General features: G+C 61.0%; 21 protein-coding genes. 13 read left to right on the top strand and 8 right to left on the bottom strand.

Going from position 1 to position 21,429, the window contains the following annotated elements:
• Nucleotides 1-80 precede the first annotated feature (80 nt).
• The 3 genes from asd to BKX96_RS21185 are packed head-to-tail and all read right to left on the bottom strand — an operon-like array spanning nt 81 to nt 3,357.
• On the bottom strand, nt 81-941 hold the full coding sequence (gene asd, locus BKX96_RS21195; RefSeq protein ID WP_046819853.1) for an archaetidylserine decarboxylase: 861 nt from the start codon (nt 939-941) through the stop codon (nt 81-83).
• A gap of 18 nt (nt 942-959) precedes the next feature.
• Nucleotides 960-1,775, bottom strand: coding sequence for a rhodanese-like domain-containing protein (locus tag BKX96_RS21190; protein ID WP_077185405.1), 816 nt, complete (start codon nt 1,773-1,775; stop codon nt 960-962).
• 43 nt (nt 1,776-1,818) lie between these two features.
• On the bottom strand, nt 1,819-3,357 hold the full coding sequence (locus tag BKX96_RS21185) for an HDOD domain-containing protein (RefSeq protein WP_077185404.1): 1,539 nt from the start codon (nt 3,355-3,357) through the stop codon (nt 1,819-1,821).
• Nucleotides 3,358-3,523: 166 nt separating this feature from the next.
• Between BKX96_RS21185 and motA the strand changes: the two genes are divergently transcribed.
• Both motA and motB read left to right on the top strand, forming a co-directional pair.
• Nucleotides 3,524-4,375 carry a flagellar motor stator protein MotA gene (gene motA / locus BKX96_RS21180; RefSeq protein ID WP_008063575.1) on the top strand — a complete coding sequence of 284 codons (852 nt, stop codon included), beginning with the start codon at nt 3,524-3,526 and terminating at the stop codon, nt 4,373-4,375.
• Nucleotides 4,376-4,378: 3 nt separating this feature from the next.
• Entirely contained in the window at nt 4,379-5,407 is a 1,029-nt protein-coding gene (gene motB, locus BKX96_RS21175) for a flagellar motor protein MotB (protein WP_046819850.1), read from the top strand.
• A 49-nt stretch (nt 5,408-5,456) separates the two neighbouring features.
• On the opposite strand, the gene BKX96_RS21170 is transcribed toward motB, so the two are convergent.
• The 4 genes from BKX96_RS21170 to rsgA all read right to left on the bottom strand — a co-directional run bounded on the left by BKX96_RS21170 (nt 5,457) and on the right by rsgA (nt 8,550).
• A complete protein-coding gene (locus tag BKX96_RS21170) occupies nt 5,457-5,948 on the bottom strand; it encodes a toll/interleukin-1 receptor domain-containing protein (RefSeq protein ID WP_046819849.1) in 492 nt (163 codons plus the stop codon).
• Nucleotides 5,948-6,907, bottom strand: a complete 960-nt coding sequence (locus BKX96_RS21165) for a caspase family protein (protein ID WP_077185403.1) — start codon at nt 6,905-6,907, stop codon at nt 5,948-5,950. Before BKX96_RS21165 ends, BKX96_RS21170 begins: the two co-directional genes overlap by 1 nt.
• A gap of 2 nt (nt 6,908-6,909) precedes the next feature.
• Complete coding sequence (locus BKX96_RS21160; RefSeq protein ID WP_046819847.1) at nt 6,910-7,317, bottom strand: TIR domain-containing protein; 408 nt, start codon at nt 7,315-7,317, stop codon at nt 6,910-6,912.
• Between the two features lie 201 nt (nt 7,318-7,518).
• The gene (gene rsgA / locus BKX96_RS21155; RefSeq protein WP_008064125.1) at nt 7,519-8,550 is read right to left on the bottom strand and encodes a small ribosomal subunit biogenesis GTPase RsgA; all 1,032 of its coding nucleotides are present in this window, start codon (nt 8,548-8,550) and stop codon (nt 7,519-7,521) included.
• A 107-nt stretch (nt 8,551-8,657) separates the two neighbouring features.
• Here rsgA and orn point away from each other — a divergent pair, with 107 nt between their 5' ends.
• Together orn and BKX96_RS21145 are read left to right on the top strand one after the other, a co-directional pair.
• Complete coding sequence (gene orn, locus BKX96_RS21150; RefSeq protein WP_046819846.1) at nt 8,658-9,200, top strand: oligoribonuclease; 543 nt, start codon at nt 8,658-8,660, stop codon at nt 9,198-9,200.
• A gap of 119 nt (nt 9,201-9,319) precedes the next feature.
• Nucleotides 9,320-9,931 carry a trimeric intracellular cation channel family protein gene (locus BKX96_RS21145; RefSeq protein ID WP_046819845.1) on the top strand — a complete coding sequence of 204 codons (612 nt, stop codon included), beginning with the start codon at nt 9,320-9,322 and terminating at the stop codon, nt 9,929-9,931.
• On the opposite strand, the gene queG is transcribed toward BKX96_RS21145, so the two are convergent.
• Nucleotides 9,913-10,992: a tRNA epoxyqueuosine(34) reductase QueG gene (queG, locus tag BKX96_RS21140; RefSeq protein WP_077185402.1), complete on the bottom strand. Its 1,080-nt coding sequence runs from the start codon at nt 10,990-10,992 to the stop codon at nt 9,913-9,915. The genes BKX96_RS21145 and queG overlap by 19 nt on opposite strands.
• A 63-nt stretch (nt 10,993-11,055) precedes the next feature.
• Between queG and BKX96_RS21135 the strand changes: the two genes are divergently transcribed.
• The 9 genes from BKX96_RS21135 to hflC all read left to right on the top strand — a co-directional run bounded on the left by BKX96_RS21135 (nt 11,056) and on the right by hflC (nt 21,129).
• A complete protein-coding gene (locus BKX96_RS21135; RefSeq protein ID WP_077185401.1) occupies nt 11,056-12,555 on the top strand; it encodes an NAD(P)H-hydrate dehydratase in 1,500 nt (499 codons plus the stop codon).
• The gene (tsaE, locus tag BKX96_RS21130; RefSeq protein WP_046819842.1) at nt 12,543-13,013 is read left to right on the top strand and encodes a tRNA (adenosine(37)-N6)-threonylcarbamoyltransferase complex ATPase subunit type 1 TsaE; all 471 of its coding nucleotides are present in this window, start codon (nt 12,543-12,545) and stop codon (nt 13,011-13,013) included. Before BKX96_RS21135 ends, tsaE begins: the two co-directional genes overlap by 13 nt.
• Nucleotides 13,014-14,444, top strand: coding sequence for an N-acetylmuramoyl-L-alanine amidase (locus BKX96_RS21125; protein ID WP_046819841.1), 1,431 nt, complete (start codon nt 13,014-13,016; stop codon nt 14,442-14,444). It begins immediately after the preceding gene.
• On the top strand, nt 14,441-16,351 hold the full coding sequence (gene mutL / locus BKX96_RS21120) for a DNA mismatch repair endonuclease MutL (protein WP_077185400.1): 1,911 nt from the start codon (nt 14,441-14,443) through the stop codon (nt 16,349-16,351). The genes BKX96_RS21125 and mutL overlap by 4 nt, the downstream gene beginning before the upstream one ends.
• A complete protein-coding gene (miaA, locus tag BKX96_RS21115; RefSeq protein WP_046819839.1) occupies nt 16,351-17,322 on the top strand; it encodes a tRNA (adenosine(37)-N6)-dimethylallyltransferase MiaA in 972 nt (323 codons plus the stop codon). The genes mutL and miaA overlap by 1 nt, the downstream gene beginning before the upstream one ends.
• Nucleotides 17,323-17,416: 94 nt before the next feature.
• The gene (gene hfq, locus BKX96_RS21110) at nt 17,417-17,677 is read left to right on the top strand and encodes an RNA chaperone Hfq (protein WP_007902656.1); all 261 of its coding nucleotides are present in this window, start codon (nt 17,417-17,419) and stop codon (nt 17,675-17,677) included.
• A 12-nt stretch (nt 17,678-17,689) separates the two neighbouring features.
• Nucleotides 17,690-18,991 (top strand): ribosome rescue GTPase HflX, encoded by a 1,302-nt coding sequence (gene hflX, locus BKX96_RS21105; protein WP_046819838.1) that lies wholly within the window; start codon nt 17,690-17,692, stop codon nt 18,989-18,991.
• 96 nt (nt 18,992-19,087) lie between these two features.
• Nucleotides 19,088-20,260 (top strand): FtsH protease activity modulator HflK, encoded by a 1,173-nt coding sequence (gene hflK, locus BKX96_RS21100; RefSeq protein ID WP_046819837.1) that lies wholly within the window; start codon nt 19,088-19,090, stop codon nt 20,258-20,260.
• The gene (gene hflC / locus BKX96_RS21095) at nt 20,260-21,129 is read left to right on the top strand and encodes a protease modulator HflC (protein ID WP_077185399.1); all 870 of its coding nucleotides are present in this window, start codon (nt 20,260-20,262) and stop codon (nt 21,127-21,129) included. Before hflK ends, hflC begins: the two co-directional genes overlap by 1 nt.
• Nucleotides 21,130-21,429: the final 300 nt, after the last annotated feature.

Genomic DNA, 21,429 nt, shown 5'->3' with positions numbered 1-21,429 from the left:
GTCATCACATTCAACGTTAATGTTGACTGTAAGTCCGCTTTCGCGAGCAAGCCCGCTCCCACAGGAATGCAGCTCGGTCTTTAGGCTTTCGGTGAGCCCATACCCTGACCCATCCGCACTGGCGAACCGGCCAGCAGCTCCGCATCCCACTGCACTTGGTCCGGCCCGAACAGCACGACAGCGGTCGAACCCAGTTTGAAGCGACCCAGCTCCGCACCTTTTTCCAGGTGGATCGGCGCGCGCGCGGCTTCGTCGTAGCGGAAAGTTTTCAGTTCGCGCTTTGGCGGCGTTACCAGCCCGGCCCACACGGTTTCGATCGATGCCACGATCATCGCGCCCACCAGCACCACGGCCATCGGCCCGCGCTCGGTGTCGAAAATGCACGCCACGCGCTCGTTGCGGGCAAACAGCTCCGGCACGTTTTCAGCGGTGGTCTGGTTGACCGAGAACAGGCGACCCGGGATGTAGACCATCTCGCGCAGGGTGCCGGCCAGTGGCATGTGCACGCGGTGATAGTCCTTCGGCGACAGGTAGATGGTCGCGAAGTCACCGCCCATGAACGGCGCGGCATTCGCCGCATCGCCACCCAGCAGTTCCAGCACGCTGAAGCTGTGGCCCTTGGCCTGGAACACACGGCCGTGCTCGATCGGGCCAAGTTGGCTGACCGCGCCGTCGGCCGGGCTGAGGATGGCGCCCGGGGTTTCGTCGAGAGGGCGGGCACCCTCTTTCAGTGCGCGGGTAAAGAATGCGTTGAAGTGCTCGTAGGCGGTCAGGTCTTCGACCAGTGCCTCGGACATGTTCACCTGGTAACGCTTGGCGAACCAGGCGGTAAAGGCATTCTTGAACCAGCGCACACGGCATTCGGCAATGCAGCCGGCCAGTCGCGAGAGCAGATTGTGGGGCAGCAGGTATTGGCTGACGATAAACAGACGCTTGTTCATTAACTGTCCTTAAAAACCTTAAATCTCTACGGGCGTGTCGGGATGGTTACCCCATTCGCCCCAGGAGCCAGCGTAGCCCTTGACCCGCGGATAACCGAGAGCCTTGGCCACCAGATAGGTGAAGCCAGATCGATGGTGCGTCTGGCAGTGGGTAATGACTTCTTTGTCTTTGGTGATGCCGAGTTGTTCCAGGATTTTCGGCATGTCGGTGCGGATGCGCAGGTGGCGCGCCCGATCCATGCCCGCGGTCCACTCGAAATTGACTGCGCCTGGGATGTGGCCGCCCTTGGCCGCCAGCACTTTCTCCCCGGAATACTCCAGCGGCCCGCGCGCATCCCAGATAGCCAGGTCAGCAGCGCCGAGGCGGCTTTGCAGGTACTCGCGCGTGGCTGTGGGTTCGTCGTGCAGGGTCAGCGCAACCGGGCCACCTGCGGGAGGGGGAACCTGGATTGACATGGGCATGCCTTCTGCCAGCCAGGCCGTCAGGCCGCCATCGAGATAGTGGTACTTGTTGTGGCCAATGACATCCAGAAGCCAGATAAAGCGCCCGGCCCAGCCACCACCTTCGTCGTCGTAGACGACATAAACGGCATCGGGGTTGTGCCCCAGCTCACCGAACAATGCTTCGAGCGCCGCTTGCGGCGGCATGAGCCCTGGCGCGGGTGCCTGGCCGAGTTGTGTGCGTTTGGGGTCGACGAAGCGCGCACCGGGAATATGCCCTTCGGTGTAGCGGACGTTGCTGGTCAGGTCCACCAGGATCAGTTGGCGGGCTTCGAGGCGAGGGAGCAAGTCGCTCGACTCGATCACCAGCGGCAAGCCAGAGAAGTCAGACATGTGAGGTCTCCAGGGCACAAAAAGGGAGGATTGTAGCGCAGCCTTATTGGCCGCGCTGACTAAAGCTGTGCAGCGCTTTTTCGATGCATTGCGCGGTTTTGCCGAAGGCTTGCACGGTGATGTCCGAGAATGGCCCACCACCCTGGTCTGCCACGATAATCATGATTACCCGCCCATTGTTGAGCAGCGAACGCAGCAACAGGTGTTCACCGCTGAACTGGCTGCGCAGGTTGTTGGGCAACAAGGCGGAAAACTGCGCGTTGTTGAGCGGCGTCAGGCGTACCTGGGCCTGTTGCGAGAGCAGGCGTTGCAGTACCGCGCTTTGACTGACGACAAAATTCAAGCCGGCCACTTCGTCGGGCAGGCCGGCCGTCTGGTGCACACGCAGAGTGGTGTGGGTGCGGTCGGCCATCAGGATCATCACCCGACGCATGCCGCAGGCAACCAGCGCGTCACGGGCAGAGGTGGTGAGGTGGATGGCGTTGGTGAAGCGACTCGGCTCCACCAGCAACTCGGCGCATTGTTTGCGCCACTTTGCCAGGTCTTCGGCGGTGGGTGCCGGGGCTGGCTGCAAACCGGCAGGCACAGGGTTCATGCCCCATGGCCAGATCAGCGCGACCGCGGGATGCCAGAGGTCGGGCATGGCGTGATAGCGCGCGCTGTTGGCGGCTTGCTGGTGCAATTGCTGTTGCACCTCGTCCATCGGTATTTGCAGGTAAAGGCTGGTCAGGTACTGCCAGCGCTCACTGTGCGGACTGTCCCAAGCCTGCTGCGCCGAGAGTGCCAGGCCATTGGCCAGCAGCACCGTGTTGGCCGGTTGGTTGAGCCAGCGGCGCAGGGTCGGGTCGTCGTCCAGACGATTCTGCTGGCGTAGCGGATGTTCGCTGTCGCGGGCAATGCGCAGGACTTTCACCAGTTCCCGTTGCTCGGTGAGCAGCAGTCGATAGCCCTGTTGCACCCAGATCGGCAGGTGCCAGAGATCCACCAGGGCCTGGCCGATTTCCAGCAGGCGCGCGCCAAACAGTTGCTGTTCGACGGTGCGCGCCGACTCGCCTTTATGAATCACCCGCTGCTCCCATGCTTCGAGCAGGTGCGAATGGGTCAGGGCCAGCGGCCACAGCGGTGACAGGAACAGCAGGCTACCCCAATGGATGTCCTGCCACAGGCGCGCCAGGCGGCTGGCAAAAAAGCCATTGGCCTGTTGGCTGGCGTGTTGGCTGATCATCTGCAGCTGGCGCAGGGCTTTCGGAATCTCGACCTCGGGCATGACAGGCAGGCGTGCGAGCAGTTCCTCGGTGCGCTTCAAGCCGAGGCGGTTGATGGCCACCTCAAGGTTTTCCGCAGGCTCGCTCATGGCGCCATGGCTGTGCCGGTTGGCCTCGCGAATTACGCTCAAGGCCAGGGCCGGACTGCCTTGCATCAGGTCGGCGATATTGCGCAGCGAGCTGCGACTGTCGCGCAGTGCCCGGCAGACACGGTCGTGACTGGCCTGCGGAACCGGCAGGCGCACGCCGTCGAGAAGCTTGACCCAGCCTTCGAGCGTGGTTGGTGTTGGCGTCGTGGCGTTCGTTTGTCTAGCCATGTCTGGAGGCGATCATCGTCAACAATACCTGGGCCCGGAGGGGGTCAAATTGGCTTTTCGCCTGAACTGGCTATAGTCTGGCGCAGTTTTGCCGATAAGTAGAAGAAGAGATTTTTTAACTTCCGAATATGACCTTGAACCCGACTCAGTAAGTGCTCTCCTACCTATGGCTAAAATTATCGGCATCATCGTCGTATTCGCGAGCGTGCTCGGCGGATACGTGCTCTCCCATGGCAAGATTGCCGCCCTGATCCAGCCTTTCGAGGTCATGATCATCGGTGGTGCGGCCCTCGGTGCGTTCCTGCAGGCCAACCCTGGTTATATGACCATGCACGTGCTCAAGAAGTCCCTGAGCATGTTCGGGTCGCGTTTCAGCCATGCCTTCTACCTGGAAGTGCTGGGCCTGATCTACGAGATTCTCAACAAGAGCCGCCGCGAAGGCATGATGGCCATCGAAGCGGACATCGAAGATGCCGCGGCGAGCCCGATCTTCGCCAAGTACCCGACGGTCCTCAAGGATGAGCGCATGACCGCGTTTATCTGTGATTACCTGCGCATCATGTCCTCCGGCAACATGGCGCCCCATGAGCTGGAGGGCCTGTTCGACATGGAGCTCTACAGCCTCAAGGAAGACCTGGAGCACCCGTCCCACGCAGTGAACGGTATCGCCGACGCCATGCCCGGTTTCGGTATCGTCGCGGCGGTCCTGGGTATCGTGGTGACCATGGCCTCGCTGGGTGAGGGCGATCAGAAATCCATCGGCCTGCACGTCGGTGCGGCACTGGTCGGTACCTTCTTCGGTATTCTCGCCGCCTATGGTTTCTTCGGCCCGCTGGCGCACTCCCTGGCCCACGATGCCAAGGAAGAGTTGAATGTCTACGAAGCCATCAAGGCCTCGCTGGTTGCTTCCGCCTCGGGCATGCCGCCATCGCTGGCCGTGGAGTTCGGGCGCAAGGTCCTGTACCCGGCGCACCGTCCAAGCTTCGCTGAGCTGGAACAAGCGGTTCGCGGTCGTTAAGCCATGGAGAACAATCAGCCGATAATCATCAAGCGCGTCAAGCGCATCGCCGGCGGGCATCACGGGGGCGCCTGGAAAATCGCCTTCGCCGACTTCGCCACGGCGATGATGGCGTTCTTTCTGGTGTTGTGGCTGTTGTCCACCGCCACCCCGGAACAGAAAATCGCCATCGCCGGCTACTTCAAGGACCCCATCGGCTTTTCCGAAAGTGGCACGCCATACATCATCGACCTGGGCGGCACGCCAACCATGGCGCCGGAAAATACCCTCAACCCCGAGATAAAGACCCAGCCGCAGCCGGACAAGGTAACCGTCGATGTCGATCAGGTTGAAGGCATGGCCGAGATGGTTGAGAAAGAACGCCTGGAACTGCTGCTGCAAGAACTGCAGAACAAGGTCGAAGAGAATCCGCAACTGCAGAAATTCAAAGACCAGATCCTGTTCGAGATCACCCCGGACGGTTTGCGTATCCAGATCGTGGACGCCGAGAACCGGCCGATGTTCGATTCAGGCTCGGCGCGCCTGAAACCCTATTTCGAAGACATCCTGCTGGCCATGGCCGACACCATCAAGGCCGTGCCGAACAAGATCAGCATCAGCGGCCACACCGATGCCAAGCCATACACCGGCAGCGGTGATTTCGGTAACTGGGAACTCTCGGCCAACCGTGCCAACGCCGCACGGCGTGCGCTGGTGGCGGGCAGCTATCCGGATGCCCAGGTGGCGCGTGTGGTCGGTTACGCCTCGTCGGCCCTGTTCGACCGCGAGCATCCGTTCAACCCGGTGAACCGTCGTATCGACATTGTCGTGCTGACGAAAAAAGCCCAGCGTGCGATCGAAGGGGCGCAGGGCGCAGAGCCGGCACCTGATGCGCCGCAAGGTTCGACCGCGCCGGGCACCGCACCGGTTGCACCGGTCGACCCGAACGCGTTGCCAGCGGACAAGCAACCGCTGCCGGCCCACGAGCTGCGCGAGCGTCTGAACCTGTTCGATGATCCGGCACCGGCGCCGGGCGAACCACCCAAGCAATGAGCCACAAAAAAGCCGACAGATGTCGGCTTTTTTGTGGGTGCTTCCGGCCTTAAAACCCACGGATGATTCTGGATTTAAGATCCGTGTGGAATCGATCGGCGTTACTCCTGTTGACGCTGCGTGCCGATTCGTTGCCATTCACGGATTCCAGTGACATGGAACGCTTGAGCGTCGACTCGTTGCGATACGCATCGATAAAGAACTCGATATCCCGCTCGCTGGTCAGCTTCGGCCATTTGTCCAGATACAGCGGCAGCGCTGTCGGGCCGGTCTTGAACGAGCAGATACGCCGATTGGTGATGGTCGCCTCGCCGATTTCGAACGGTACCCACCAGGACAGCGCGGTTTTCTCTGACACCACTGCCAGCAGATGTGTGCATTCGCTGATGTTGCGGGTGATCACCCCGGTGATGTCATCGGTGGTCTGGGATTCGGCATCCAGTACATCAAGGTAAGTCTTGATATTGGCTTGCATCAGGCGCGTGTTGATATTGATCGCATAGGCACGATCCATGTGGCGGTAGCTGATAAATACAGGCATCAGAAATGTCCCTTGATCGCGAGTTCGCGGTAGTAGGCGCCGAGGGCGGTGAGGCGGCAGCCGGTGGCATGGATGGCGGCGTAGTACATGTGTTCGGCGTCCACCGGTTCGATAAGACTGTGGCGGTTGCACTTTTGCAGTTGGGCAAAGACTTCGCCCTGTTCCGGGTTGAACTCAGCTTCGGTGGGCTCAAAGCTTGGGGCGAGGGGGTACACCGACTCCGCTTCGGCAAACCATTCGGGGAGTTTGCGCAGGATTTCCTTGGGGATCAGCGGCGAAACTTCGCGCAGGGAAATGAACTGCGACACGTTGGTCTTGAACACCGGACGCTGCTCCCAGGCATCCAGGGCGTTGTCGACAAACGAATAAAGGCTGCCGGGGGTGATCTTGCCCAGGATGTTCGCCGCGCCGCCGTGCAGGGCCTGGAGCAACAGTCCGGTGAACACACCGTGCTGTGCGCCCTCCATCGCCGGCTCAGCTTTTTTGCAGGCGGTCAGAATGGTCATGCCTTCGCCGATCACGGCGCACTCGCTGCGCAAGGCGCGCAGTTCGCCGGCCGAGCCGCTCTGGCAGCAATCGAGAATGATCACTTTGTTCTTGATCTTGGTGGCCTTGGTGGCCCAGTTGAGGATGTCGCTCAGGCGAATCCCGTCCTTGGCGCTCTTGTAATCCTGCGGGATCAACATGCCTTCGTCGGTGTCGGTGTCGAAGCTGCCGTGGCCGGCGAAGTACAGCAGGGCGACATTGCAGTCCCCGGAAAACAGCTCGCGGATCTGGTCTTCGAGTTTTTCCCGGCAGAGGTAGTCCTCGGCGGAGGTCAGGACGATGTTCTTGAAGTTCGGATCGCCGTTGGCGTCGGTCTTCAGCACGGAGGCCATGGCCATGGCGTCATTGCAGCAGCCGCTCAGGCGCGAAACGTGGGTGTAGTCGTTGATGCCGATAAACAGTCCCTTGCGCATGGTTACACCGCCGTGTGCTGGCGAATGGCGCTGATGATGCTGTTGGTGTTCCACGCACATTCGCTGTGCGCCGCGTCACGCACCACCTTGGAAATGCGTTCGGCGCCGAACGGCTTGATCGCAATGATGACCTTGCCCATGCGTTTGGCGATCTCGATTTCCTTGTTGATCCACTTGCTGTAGGTGGAATACATCCCGGCCATGATCAACACCGCCGAGCACGGGCGGATCTTGTCTTCGATGGCCTCCTCAAGTTGTTTGTCGGTTTTCGCGCCCACAATCGGCTTGTCGGGTGGCACCGAAAAGTTCTTGTACGTGAAATCGGGCCGCGCGTTGAGCAAGCGCACGAGATTGTCGTGGGCGTGGGGGTAATTCCACGAGTGGCTGATGAATAGATGATAGGTCTGCATGGGTATCCCTCGGTCTCGCTTTAGTGCGAAGAGGGTTTGAACCTAGGCGATTGCCGAGCGGCCACAAGGGACTGACGCGAAAAGAGAAATGCCCTACAAGCGAGCGTGCGCAGGCCTTACAGAAAAGTCTGACGTTTAAATCGAGGGGAAAGATCCAGCTGCCGACCGCCCCGCTGAAGTCAGGGCGGCCGGCACGTCTGTTTAGTAGCCGTTTTCCGGCAGGCTGGCGATGATCGAGCGGTAGCTGTTCATCCGTTGTTGCTGCACGCGGCCATCTTCCAGGGCCTTGAGCAGGGCGCAGCCCGGTTCGCGGTCGTGCTTGCAGTCGCGGAAGCGGCAAGTGCCGAGCAAGTCGTTGAACTCGATGAAACCGGCTTCGACGTCGGCACGGCTGACGTGGCCCAGGCCGAATTCGCGGATACCCGGGGAGTCGATCAACTCACCGCCGCCGGGGAAGTGGAACAGGCGCGCGGTGGTGGTGGTATGGGTGCCCTGGCCGGACAGCTCGGACAGCGGGCCGACACGGGTTTCGACCTCTGGCAGCAAGCTGTTGACCAACGACGACTTGCCGACGCCGGACTGGCCGACGAACACGCTGATGCGCCCGTCCAGTTGCTTCTGAAGTTGTTCCATGCCGTTGCCGTGGTGGGCCGACACTTCCAGCACCGGGTAACCCAGGGTACGGTAGACCGCCAGCAAGGCATTCAGCGCCGGGGCGTTGTGTTCGTCAATCAGGTCGAACTTGTTCAGCAACAGCAGCGGCTTGATGCCCGCGTGTTCGGCGGCCACGAGGTAGCGGTCGATCAGGTTGGCATGGGGCTCAGGCAGCGGCGCAAACACGATGACAATCATGTCGACGTTCGCCGCTACAGGCTTGAGCTGGCCACGGCTGTCCGGGCGGCAGAGTTCGGTGTTGCGTGGCAGTTGCGCCACGATCACGCCAATGCCCTGGTTGCCGGCACGCCAGACCACCTGGTCGCCGGTCACCAGCGCGGGCAGGTTGGCGCGCAGGTGGCAACGGAACACCTGGCCGGCCAGTTCGCCGTCGCGGGCCTCGACTTCGACCTGCACCCCGAAGTGGGCGATCACCAGGCCGTGCTGTTCCGGGCCCAGGTCGCCACCCTCAAGTGCCTCGACAGCCGAGGACTCGCGTTTGGCGGCGCGGGCAGCGCGTTCGCCCTGAATCTTTTCGATGCGCCAGTTTTGACGACGATTGAGTTGGCGTTTGGCCATGGGTGTTCCGTATCAAGAATGCAGCGATTAGGTAAAACGGCCGCGAGTTTAGCACGCCCAGCCACCGGCCTAGGCTAAACTGCGCAGCATTGCCTAGGAGCCGACACATGCAAAACTCGCAGAACCTGATCTGGATCGACCTGGAAATGACCGGTCTGAACCCGGATACCGATGTCATCATCGAAATGGCCACCATTGTCACCGATAGCGACCTGAACACCCTGGCCGAAGGTCCGGTGATCGCGATTCACCATAGCGACGAGATCCTTGCCGGCATGGACGAGTGGAACACCCGTCAACACGGCGGTTCGGGCCTGACCCAGCGCGTGCGCGACAGTCGCATCAGCATGGCTGAAGCCGAAGCCCAAACCATCGCCTTCCTGGAGAAGTGGGTGCCAAAGGGCAAATCGCCGATCTGCGGCAACAGCATCTGCCAGGATCGTCGCTTCCTTTATACGCACATGAAATCCCTGGAAAGCTATTTCCACTACCGCAACCTCGACGTTTCGACCCTCAAGGAACTGGCCGCTCGGTGGGCACCGGACGTACGCGACAGTTTCAAGAAGGGCAGCACTCACCTGGCACTGGACGACATCCGCGAGTCGATCGCCGAGCTGCAGCATTACCGCCAGCACTTCATCAAGGCCTGACAGGGTAGCGTCTGTTCCGGCCCCTTCGCTGGCAAGCCAGCTCCTACAGATGGCGGCGCCCTCTTTTGGTGCCTGGGCGAAGTGCGTAGACTGCGCGCCTTTTTGCAAGGATCGCCACCATGCTGTTGATGCTCTACCTGATCGCCATCACCGCCGAGGCCATGACCGGCGCCCTGTCTGCGGGTCGTCGCGGCATGGACTGGTTCGGCGTGGTGCTGATCGCGTGCGTTACGGCGCTGGGCGGCGGTTCGGTGCGCGACGTGCTACTCGGCCACTACCCGCTCACCTGGGTCAAACACCCGGAATACCTGGTGCTGACCAGCATTGCAGCGATGTTCACGGTGTTCACTGCGCGCTGGATGCGCCATTTGCGGTCATTGTTTCTGGTGCTGGACGCCGTCGGCCTGGTGGCGTTCACGCTGATTGGCTGCATGACCGCTCTGGAAATGGGACATGGCATGTTGGTCGCGTCGGTCAGCGGCGTGATCACTGGCGTTTTCGGTGGAATCCTGCGCGATATCTTCTGCAACGATATTCCGCTGATCTTTCGGCGCGAGTTGTACGCCAGCGTCTCGTTCGCGGCGGCGTGGTGCTACATGTTTTGCCTTTACCTGAACTTGCCGGGAGAGCAGGCGATCTTGATCACCCTGTTCGGCGGCTTCCTGCTGCGGCTGTTGGCGATCCGCTTCCATTGGGAAATGCCCAAGTTCGTCTACAACGACGAAGCCTGACGTTCGGCGTGCTGCTGCAATGCCCATTCGACGTGTTCGCGGACCAATTCGGACGGGTGTTCCCGTCGCGCCTTCAATGCCTCCAGCACTGGAATGGTTGAAGGCGCATTGCCGAGGCCGACGGCCAGGTTGCGCAGCCAGTTTTCGTACCCGGTCCGGCGGAGCGGCGAGCCTTCGGTGCTGCTCAAGAACTTGTCCTCGTCCCACATGAACAGCTCGGCCAGTCCGGCGTTGTCCAGGTTGTGCCGTGGCTTGAAGTCGCTTTCGCCGGATGGGCGGGCGAAGCGGTTCCACGGGCAGACGATCTGGCAGTCGTCGCAACCGAACACCCGATTGCCGATCAGCGGGCGCAGATCTTCAGGGATGGCGCCCTTGAGTTCGATGGTCAGGTAGGAAATACAGCGCCGGGCGTCCAGTACATAGGGGCCAACGAAGGCATTGGTCGGGCAGATGTCGAGACAGGCAGTGCAGCGGCCGCAGTGTTCGCTGGCATGGGGCGGGTCCACTGGCAGCGGCAGGTCGACGAACAGTTCGGCGAGAAAGAAATAACTGCCGGCCTTGCGATTCAAGACCAGGGTGTTTTTACCGATCCAGCCCAGGCCCGCTTGCTCTGCAATGGCTTTTTCCAGGACGGGAGCGCTGTCGACGAACGCGCGATAGCCGAACGGGCCAATTTCGGCCTGAATTTTTTCCGCCAGGTGTTGCACGCGTTTACGGATCAATTTGTGGTAATCGCGGCCCAAGGCATAACGCGAGACGTAGGCTTTTTCCGGTTGGGCAAGCAGTTGCGCCATTCTGGTATCGCCCGACAGGTAGTCCATGCGCAACGACACCACGCGCAAAGTGCCCGGCACCAGTTCTTCGGGGTGTGAGCGTTTGCTGCCATGTGCGCCCATGTATTCCATTTCGCCGTGGTAGCCGGCGGCGAGCCAGCGCTCCAGGTGCTGCTCATGCTCGGCCAGATCGAGGCCGCTGATGCCGACTTGCTGGAAACCCAGCTCGCGGCCCCAGTCCTTGATGGATTGGGCGAGGGCGGGCAGATCTGTGGTAATTGCGGGCATGAGGCGAGAGAAACCGGAGCTGAGGTGCGTATAATTCTGCCAGACATCGGAGCCTATAGACGCATGCCGCACGCTAAAGATGATTTACCCGACGCGCTGTACAGCGCCGCACAGGTCCGAGGACTCGATGCGAGCCTGATCGCGGCCGGCACCCCGGGCTTCGAACTGATGCAGCGCGCCGCACGGGCCACCTGGCGGGCGCTGGTCCGGCAATGGCCGGCGGGCAGCGAGCTGACCGTGGTCACCGGTCACGGCAATAACGCTGGCGACGGTTACCTGGTTGCCGTGCTGGCCAAGCGTGGCGGGTGGACGGTACGGGTGCTGGCGGCCGGCGATCCGCAGCAGCTGCGCGGTGATGCGGCTACGGCCCATGCCGAAGCCATGTCAGAAAACGTTGTGATCGAAGCGTGGAGCGCGCCATCGGACTTGCGTGGCATCGTTGTCGATGCCTTGCTCGGTACAGGCCTGACCGGTGAGGTGCGCGAGCCGTACGCCAGTGTCATCGCCGCAATCAACGCCAGCGGCCTTGCCGTGGCGGCAGTGGATATCCCCTCGGGGCTGTGCGCCGATACCGGGCGCATCCTCGGTTGCGCGGTGCGCGCCGATCTGACGGTGACCTTTATCGGGCTGAAACTGGGCTTGTTCACCGGTGATGCGGCGGATGTCGTGGGTGAGCTGGTGTTCAACGACCTGCACGCCGATCCGCAGCTGCTGGAGGGCGCGCCGGCGACTGCTCGCCGCCTCATGGCTGGCAATCTGCCGCCTCTGAACCCGCGAGCCCTTGCTTCCCATAAAGGCCGCTTCGGCCATGTCCTGCTGATCGGTGGCGATCGCGGGCTGGGCGGGGCGATCCTGTTGAGCGCGCAAAGTGCGCTGCGCAGCGGGGCGGGCATGGTGTCGGTAGCGACCCGCCCCGAACATGTGCCCGCGGCGCTGGCACGGATCCCCGAGGCGATGGTGTTGGGCACTGTGTCAGCCAATCAGTTGATGGATTTGCTTCAGAAGGTGTCCGTATTGGTGATCGGCCCTGGACTGGGTAAGGGCGCCTGGGGGCGAAGCCTGTTATCGGCGGCCGCCAACGCACCCCAGCCGCAAGTCTGGGACGCCGATGCGCTGAACCTGCTGGCGGAGGGCCGTGTGAGCTTGCCCCAAAGGAGTGTGATCACGCCGCACCCGGGGGAGGCCGCGCGGTTGCTGGGGCTCAGTACGGCCGAGGTTCAGGCGGATCGGCCGGCGGCGGTTCACGCGCTGAGCAAAAAATACAACGCCGTCGCCGTGCTCAAGGGCGCCGGTAGCCTGATCGCCAGTCCTGACGGGCGGCTTGCCGTGTGTCATCAGGGCCATCCGGCAATGGCCACCGCGGGTCTGGGTGACGTACTGGCGGGGCTGGTCGGTGCATTGCTGGCTCAGGGCATGGCGACGTTCGACGCGACTTGCCTGGCGGTCTGGCTGCACGCCAATGCCGGTGAGCGCCAGGGTAAATTCGGCCGCGGGCTGGCGGCCAGTGATCTGATACCAGCCATTCGTCAGTTGTTGGAGGAGCAAGCACCGTGTCTGAAGTAACCCTGTACCTGGCCGACGAGCAGGCCATGAGCGACTTTGGCGCACGTATCGCCCGTATCACCGGGGGGCATGGCCTGATCTTCCTTGAAGGTAATCTTGGAATGGGAAAAACCACGTTGTCTCGGGGTATCATCCGTGGCCTTGGGCATGTCGGTGCGGTCAAAAGCCCGACCTTCACCCTGGTCGAGCCCTACGAGATCGGCGACATCCGCGCCTTCCATTTCGACCTGTATCGCCTGGTCGATCCGGAGGAGCTGGAGTTTCTCGGCATTCGCGACTACTTCGAAGACGATGCCCTGTGCCTGATCGAGTGGCCCGATAAAGGTGCAGGCTTTTTGCCAAAGCCCGACCTGACCATTACCATTAGCCCGCAAGACAGCGGGCGTTCGCTGAAAATTTTATCCCAGGGCTCGCGTGGCGAGGCCTGGTGTGCCGCTTTGGCATTGGAATCCAAATAGATGATGGGGTTAGGTATGCGCTTTCGCGCGTTGGTTGCTGCCGTAGGGGTGTTGTTTCTGGCGGTAACCGTCGACGCTGTGGCCGAGACGAAGGTCAACAGTGTTCGCCTGTGGCGGGCGCCGGATAACACGCGGCTGGTGTTTGACCTGACTGGCCCCGTGCAGCACAGCGTCTTTACGCTGACGTCCCCGGATCGCCTGGTCATCGACATCAATGGCGCGACCCTTGGTGCGCCGTTGAACGTCAATAGCGCGAACACCCCGATCACCGCCATGCGTTCGGCCCAGCGTACGCCGACCGACCTGCGGGTGGTCATCGACCTGAAAAAGGCCGTGACGCCGAAAAGCTTCTCCCTGGCGCCCAACGCCCAGTATGGCAATCGCCTGGTGGTCGATCTGTTCGATAACCCGGCCGATGCCGCGCCGCCGCCAGCGCCGACTCCTTCGGTGGCCACAGTACCGGCCGTGCCGGTCACGCCTTCGGAGCCGGCGATCAAGTTGCCGCCAGCACCGGCTGGCAAGCGCGACATCATTGTGGTGATCGATGCCGGTCACGGCGGTGAAGACCCGGGCGCCTCCGGCTCTCGCGGTCAGCGCGAGAAAGACGTGGTACTGGCGATCGCCCGTGAACTGCAGCGCCAGGTCAGTGGCATGAAGGGTTTCCGCGCTGAACTGACTCGCACCGGCGACTATTTCATTCCGTTGCGTGGCCGTACGGAAATTGCCCGCAAGAAAGGCGCCGACCTGTTCGTCTCGATTCACGCCGACGCCGCGCCTTCCGCCGCAGCCTTCGGTGCCTCGGTGTTTGCCCTGTCCGATCGCGGCGCCACTTCGGAGACCGCGCGCTGGCTGGCCGACAGCGAAAACCGTTCTGACCTGATCGGTGGTGCAGGCAACGTCAGCCTCGACGACAAGGACCGTATGCTTGCCGGTGTGTTGCTCGACCTGTCGATGACCGCGTCCCTGACTTCCAGCCTGAACGTCGGCCAGAAAGTCCTGAGCAACATCGGCCGGGTCACGCCCCTGCACAAGCAGCGGGTCGAGCAGGCCGGGTTCATGGTGCTGAAGTCGCCGGACATCCCGTCGATCCTGGTCGAAACCGGGTTCATTTCCAACGCCAACGAAGCCTCGAAACTCGCAGCCGCGAGCCATCAGCAGGCGCTGGCTCGCTCCATCAGCAGCGGCGTGCGCCAGTTCTTCCAGCAGAACCCGCCACCGGGCACTTACATTGCCTGGCTGCGTGATTCCGGAAAAATCGCCCAAGGCCCTCGTGATCATCGGGTAAACCCGGGCGAGACGCTGGCGATGATCGCGGTACGCTATCAGGTGTCGCCGGCTACCCTGCGCAGCGCCAACAACCTGTCGAGCGATGAGCTCAAGATCGGTCAGCACCTGACCATCCCGGGCACCGAACTGGCGGCCAAGGAATGAATCAGGTCGTGAACAACGGCGCTCGTATCGAGCTGCTCAGCCCGCGACTGGCGAACCAGATTGCTGCGGGTGAGGTGGTCGAGCGCCCGGCCTCGGTGATCAAGGAGCTGCTGGAAAACAGCCTCGACTCCGGCGCCAGGCGCATCGACGTCGACGTGGAGCAGGGCGGCGTCAAGTTGCTGCGGGTGCGCGACGATGGCAGCGGCATTTCTGCCGATGACCTGCCGCTGGCCCTGGCGCGACATGCCACCAGCAAGATCCGCAATCTTGAGGATCTTGAACAGGTCATGAGCCTGGGCTTTCGTGGCGAGGCCCTGGCATCGATCAGTTCGGTGGCGCGCCTGACCCTGACTTCCCGCACCCGTGACGCCGATCAGGCCTGGCAGGTCGAAACCGAAGGCCGTGACATGGCGCCCCGGGTACAGCCCGCAGCCCACCCGGTGGGCACTTCGGTTGAAGTGCGCGACCTGTTCTTCAATACCCCGGCGCGGCGTAAATTTCTCAAGACCGAAAAAACCGAATTCGATCACCTGCAGGAGGTGATCAGGCGCCTGGCCCTGGCGCGCTTCGACGTGGCCTTTCATCTGCGCCACAACGGCAAGACCATCCTCAGCCTGCATGAGGCCCACGATGATGCGGCCCGTGCCCGGCGCGTGGCGGCGATCTGCGGCCCAGGTTTCCTGGAACAGGCGCTGCCGATCGAAATAGAACGCAACGGCCTGCATCTCTGGGGCTGGGTCGGCTTGCCGACCTTCAACCGCAGCCAGGCCGATTTGCAGTACTTCTTCGTCAATGGCCGTGCCGTGCGCGACAAACTGGTGGCGCACGCCGTGCGCCAGGCTTATCGCGACGTGCTGTTCAATGGCCGGCATCCGACCTTCGTGCTGTTTTTCGAAGTCGATCCAACGGGCGTCGACGTCAACGTGCACCCCACCAAGCACGAAGTGCGCTTCCGTGAAGGGCGCATGGTTCACGATTTCCTCTATGGCACCTTGCACCGTGCCTTGGGCGATGTGCGGCCGGAAGATCATCTGGCGGCACCAGTTGCGACAGCCGTAGTGCGGCCTACCGGCCTTGAAGCCGGTGAGTTTGGCCCGCAGGGGGAAATGCGCCTGGCCGCCAACGCGCTGCTGGAGCAGCCTCAGGCCCAGCCTTCGTTCAATGCGCCAGCCGGTTCGGGTTCTGGCGCCGGGTATCAGTATCAATACACCCCGCGCCCGCAGTCAGCGGTTCCGGTTGCAGAAGCGCAGGCCGCCTATCGCGAGTTCTTCGCGCCGTTGCCCGAGGCCAACGCGGTCGCGCTGCCAGCCGGTCAGGATGACATTCCGCCGCTGGGCTATGCGCTGGCGCAGCTCAAAGGCATCTACATCCTTTCGGAAAACGCCCAGGGGCTGGTGCTGGTGGACATGCATGCCGCTCACGAGCGGATCATGTACGAACGCCTGAAAGTCGCCATGGCCAGTGAAGGCTTGAGCGGGCAACCATTGCTGGTGCCGGAAACCCTGGCGGTCAGTCAGCGTGAAGCCGATTGCGCCGAAGAGCACTCTGCCTGGTTCCAGCGCCTGGGCTTCGAACTGCAGCGCCTCGGCCCGGAAACCCTGGCCATTCGGCAGATACCGGCCTTGCTCAAGCAGGCCGAGGCCAATCGACTGGTGGGTGACGTACTGGCCGACCTGATGGAATATGGCACCAGCGACCGGATTCAGGCGCACCTGAACGAACTGCTCGGGACCATGGCCTGCCACGGCGCGGTCCGCGCCAATCGGCGCCTGGCCCTGCCGGAAATGAACGGTCTGCTGCGCGACATGGAAAACACCGAGCGCAGCGGTCAATGCAACCATGGCCGACCGACCTGGACCCAACTGGGGCTGGACGATCTGGACAAACTGTTCTTGCGCGGTCGTTGATGAGCCAGCTCCCTCCTGCGATTTTCCTGATGGGTCCAACCGCCGCCGGCAAGACCGACCTGGCCATCGAACTCACCAAAGTCCTGCCCTGCGAACTGATCAGCGTCGATTCGGCACTGGTCTACCGTGGCATGGACATTGGTACCGCCAAGCCATCGAAAGAGCTGTTGGCCGAATTTCCGCACCGCTTGATCGATATTCTCGACCCGGCCGAGGCTTATTCGGCAGCGGATTTTCGTCGCGATGCCCTGCAAGCCATGGCCGAGATTACCGCGCGGGGTAAAATTCCGCTGTTGGTGGGCGGAACGATGCTCTATTACAAGGCGTTGGTCGAAGGGCTCGCGGATATGCCGGCCGCCGATCCGGAAATCCGCGCGCAGATCGAAGAAGAGGCCGCCCGCCTTGGGTGGCAGGCGTTGCACGAGCAGTTGGCGGTCATTGACCCGGTTTCCGCGGCACGTATTCATCCGAACGATCCTCAGCGCCTGAGTCGAGCATTGGAAGTTTTTCGTGTCAGTGGTCAGAGCATGACTGAGCTGCGCTTGCAACAATCTGCGCAAAGTACTGAAGCAGCCGCTTCAGGACGGCAACAATTGCCCTATACTGTCGCGAACTTGGCCATTGCTCCGGCGAATCGCCAGGTATTGCACGAGCGAATTAAACAAAGATTCACTTTAATGTTGGAACAGGGATTCATCGACGAGGTCGTAGCCCTGCGTAATAGAAGTGACCTGCATACCGGGTTGCCGTCTATACGTGCGGTAGGCTACCGCCAAGTCTGGGATTACCTGGATGGCAAGCTGACGTCAGCCGAGATGCAGGAGCGTGGAATCATTGCCACGCGCCAATTGGCGAAACGCCAGTTCACCTGGCTTCGCAGTTGGGCTGATTTACACTGGCTGGACAGCCTCGATTGCGACAATCTGCCGCGCGCCTTGAAATACCTTGGGACCATCTCCATATTGAGCTGAGTCCTTGCAATTGCCGTCTATCCTTGGGGGTGGGGCGGCCAAAGCCATCTGTTTACCTATTTTTTTATTTTGAATCCTTAAAGGAGTGCGGCACATGTCAAAAGGGCATTCGCTACAAGACCCTTACTTGAATACTTTACGTAAAGAGAAAGTTGGGGTGTCCATCTACCTGGTCAACGGTATCAAACTGCAAGGTACGATCGAGTCTTTCGACCAGTTCGTTATCCTGCTGAAAAACACCGTCAGCCAAATGGTCTACAAACACGCTATCTCTACAGTAGTGCCGGTTCGTCCAATTCGTCTGCCTAGCGCAACCGAATCGGAAGCGGGTGATGCTGAGCCAGGTAACGCCTGATAGGAGTCTCCTTTGTTCTTTGAGCGCCACGGTGGTGGTGAGCGAGTCATACTCGTTCACTTGGATGGACAGGACCCTGAGGCGCGCGAAGACCCGCAGGAGTTTCAGGAACTGGCTAATTCGGCTGGCGCCGAGACCGTTGCGTTTTTTAACGTGCCGCGTCATCGGCCAACCGCCAAATTCCTGATTGGCAGCGGCAAGGTCGAGGAACTGCGCGACCTGGTCAAAGCCGAAGAAGCCGATCTGGTGATTTTCAATCACGTCCTCACGCCCAGTCAGGAACGTAACCTCGAACGTGTTTTCGAGTGTCGCGTGATCGACCGTACCGGCCTGATCCTCGATATTTTCGCCCAGCGCGCCCGTACCCATGAAGGCAAGCTCCAGGTAGAACTGGCCCAGCTTGACCACATGAGCACCCGGCTGGTTCGCGGGTGGACTCACCTTGAGCGCCAGGGTGGCGGTATTGGCATGCGTGGCCCTGGTGAAACCCAGCTGGAAACTGACCGCCGCTTGCTGCGGGTTCGCCTGCGCCAGATCAAGGGCCGGCTGGAGAAAGTGCGCAGCCAGCGCGAGCAGTCGCGACGTGGCCGTTCACGTGCGGATATCCCTACCGTGTCGCTGGTGGGATATACCAACGCCGGTAAATCCACGCTGTTCAATAATGTGACGAAATCCGACGTCTACGCGGCTGACCAATTGTTTGCCACACTGGACCCGACCCTTCGCCGTCTGGATCTGGACGATCTTGGGCCGATTGTCCTGGCGGACACGGTAGGTTTCATTCGCCACTTGCCCCACAAGCTGGTCGAGGCATTTCGGTCTACCCTCGAAGAGTCGAGCAACTCCGACCTGTTGTTGCACGTGATCGATGCGGCGGAACCGGATCGCATGTTGCAGATCGAGCAGGTGATGGTGGTGCTGGGCGAGATTGGTGCCCAGGACTTGCCGATCCTCGAGGTCTATAACAAACTCGATTTGCTTGAAGGCGTTGAGCCACAAATCCAGCGCGACGAAAACGGCAAGCCCCAGCGGGTCTGGCTGTCGGCGCGTGATGGCACTGGTCTGGAATTGCTTGAGCAAGCCATTGCCGAATTACTTGGCAGTGATTTGTTTATCGGTACTCTGCGCTTGCCGCAACGATTCGCCCGACTGCGTGCGCAGTTTTTCGAACTCGGTGCGGTGCAAAAAGAAGAACACGACGAAGAAGGCATCAGTTTGCTGGCCGTTCGTTTGCCCCGGGTCGAGTTGAATCGACTGGTAAGCCGCGAAGGATTGCAGCCGATGGAATTCATCGAGCAACACACTTTGCAATAAAAGCCTGAGAAAGCGGTTGTGCCGTGGTGACAGGCATTCTGTAGCATTGGTCGGCGCGCCGTGGGTGCGTCTTTGCTTTATCAGATGGAGAGCGCTATGGCTTGGAATGAGCCGGGTGGCAACTCGAATAATCAGGATCCTTGGGGTGGCAAGCGTCGCAATAACGGCGACCGCAAGGGACCGCCAGATCTCGACGAGGCCTTCCGAAAGCTGCAGGAAAGCCTGAACGGGTTGTTCGGTGGTGGTAAGAAACGTGGTGATGACGGCGGTGGTTCGGGCAAGAGTGGCGGCTTCGGCGGTCTGCTCGGCATCGGCCTGGTCGTGTTGGCGGCCGTATGGCTGTACAGCGCGGTCTATGTCGTCGACGAGCAGGAGCAAGCCGTGGTGCTGCGCTTCGGCAAGTACTACGAAACCGTCGGACCTGGCCTGAATATCTACTTCCCGCCAATCGACAAGAAGTACATGGAAAACGTCACGCGTGAGCGGGCGTATACCAAGCAAGGTCAAATGCTGACTGAAGACGAAAACATCGTCGAAGTGCCGCTGACCGTGCAGTACAAGATCAGCAACCTGCAGGACTTCGTGCTGAGCGTCGATCAGCCGGAAATCAGCCTGCAGCACGCGACCGACAGCGCCCTGCGTCATGTGGTGGGTTCCACTGCAATGGACCAGGTGCTGACCGAAGGTCGTGAATTGATGGCCAGCGAAATCAAGGAGCGCCTGCAACGCTTCATGGATACCTATCGCACCGGTATCACCGTCACCCAGGTCAACGTACAGAGCGCAGCTGCACCGCGTGAAGTGCAAGAAGCCTTCGATGACGTGATCCGCGCCCGTGAAGACGAGCAGCGTTCGCGCAACCAGGCTGAAACCTATGCCAACGGCGTCGTGCCGGAAGCCCGTGGCCAGGCCCAGCGTATCCTTGAAGATGCCAATGGCTACCGTGACGAAACCGTCTCGCGCGCCAAGGGTGAGGCCGATCGTTTCACCAAGCTGGTTGCCGAGTATCGCAAGGCACCTGAAGTCACCCGCCAGCGTCTGTACCTGGACACCATGCAGGAAGTCTTCAGCAACACCAGCAAGGTTCTCGTGACCGGCAACAAGAATGGCCAGAGCAACCTGCTGTACCTGCCTCTGGACAAGATGGTCGAAAGTGGTCGCGGCACCAGCACCCAGGTGACCGGCGCGGCAGCCACCAGCAATGAAGCGAATGCGCGTGCGGCAGCTGATCTGCAGCAACAGCAAGCACGTACCAGGGAGAGTCGCTGATGAGCAATAAATCGCTGATCGCCCTTATTGTCGGCGTCGTCGTGGCGATCGCTGCCTGGAACTGCTTCTACATCGTGGCTCAGACCGAGCGCGCGGTGTTGCTGCAGTTCGGTCGCGTGGTCCAGACCGATGTTCAGCCAGGCCTGCATGTGAAAGTGCCCTACGTTAACCAGGTGCGTAAATTTGACGCACGCCTGATGACGCTGGATGCACCGACACAACGCTTCCTGACACTGGAAAAGAAAGCCGTGATGGTCGATGCCTACGCCAAGTGGCGGGTGAAGGATGCCGAGCGTTTCTACACCGCGACTTCCGGACTGAAGCAGATTGCCGACGAGCGTCTGTCCCGTCGTCTCGAGTCTGGCCTGCGTGACCAGTTCGGTAAGCGCACCTTGCACGAAGTGGTGTCCGGTGAGCGCGATGCGCTGATGGCGGATATCACCGCTTCGCTGAACAAGATGGCCGAAAAAGAGCTGGGCATCGAGGTTGTCGATGTTCGGGTCAAGACCATCGACCTGCCGAAGGAAGTGAACCGCAGCGTGTTCGAACGTATGAGCACCGAGCGTGAGCGTGAAGCTCGCGAGCACCGCGCCAAGGGTAACGAGCTGGCTGAAGGCATCCGTGCCGACGCCGATCGTCAACGCCGCGTGCTGCTGGCCGAAGCCTATCGTGAATCTGAAGAGATTCGCGGTGACGGTGACGCACAGGCCGCTTCGATCTACTCCAAGGCATACGGTCAGGATCAGGAGTTCTACGCGTTCTACCGTAGCCTGCGTGCCTACCGTGAAAGCTTCGCGAACAAATCCGACGTCCTGGTCCTGGACCCAAGCAGTGACTTCTTCCACTACCTGGAAAAAGCCAAGCCTTGATACGACGTTGACCTGATGCATCCCGCCGGGCGGCTAATACCTCTGGCGGGGTGATCCTTTGGGAAAACGAGTGTATGATGCGGCAGCCGGGAAATTCCCGGCTTTTTTGCGTCTGCACGTTTGATTGCTGTTTTGTGCAGGTGCCCGAGCTGAATGCTCGACAGGTTTTTCGAGGAAAGTGATTGGCGAAGCCGGTAACAGGCGTTTCGCTTCGTTGCTCCTGCGCCTGATTTATGCACATGGGCTGATCATTTTCTGCTTCACTCAAGGCTCGGCCAAAGGCTGACCGCCCGGATACAG

Source organism: Pseudomonas putida (assembly GCF_001976065.1).
Lineage (GTDB): Bacteria > Pseudomonadota > Gammaproteobacteria > Pseudomonadales > Pseudomonadaceae > Aquipseudomonas > Aquipseudomonas serbica.
Note: the sequence above shows the minus strand (reverse complement) of the source record. Positions and strands in the feature narration are given on the sequence as shown.